Here is a 449-nt window from a genome sequence, read left to right as displayed (position 1 = left end):
CCCAAAGAAAATCGCAACCCTCGAACTTTTGGACATGGCTTGATTAGTAAACCAATTCACAAAAGAAAGGGCAGCTCTTTCCATCAGTTCAAAACTGCTTATCCTTTGATGGACAACTGTTAATTCATCAAGGGTAGCAACTTCTGATCCTTTGATTATCCTAAGCATGTTCGGGGATTTCTTGAGCAGAAAAGTAATTTCTTGGAATAGATACCAGAATCAAAAATCCCAATCCAACTAAAAAAAACACTCCAAGAGATACAGCAGAATTACGCATACTACCTGTCCATTGCTCTATTACACCGTAGGTAAAAGTTCCCAAAACTATGGCAATCTTTTCTGTAACATCAAAGAAACTAAAGTAAGAAGCATTCTCAGTGGTAGATTGAGGAATCAGTTTGGAATAGGTAGAACGAGAAAGAGACTGGATTCCACCCATAACCATACCC

Annotated in this window: 1 protein-coding gene; it reads right to left on the bottom strand. The window is 38.5% G+C overall.

What is annotated here, in order from left to right; translation table 11 throughout:
- Positions 1-160 precede the first annotated feature (160 nt).
- Positions 161-449 (bottom strand): MFS transporter (locus ACNKXV_RS13350; RefSeq protein WP_417908232.1); only part of this gene is annotated, 289 nt, incomplete at its 5' end.

Source organism: Christiangramia aquimixticola (genome assembly GCF_048285835.1).
In the GTDB taxonomy this organism is placed as follows: domain Bacteria; phylum Bacteroidota; class Bacteroidia; order Flavobacteriales; family Flavobacteriaceae; genus Christiangramia; species Christiangramia aquimixticola.
The sequence above is the reverse complement of the archived record's forward strand: the minus strand, read 5'-3'. Positions and strand labels throughout refer to the sequence as shown.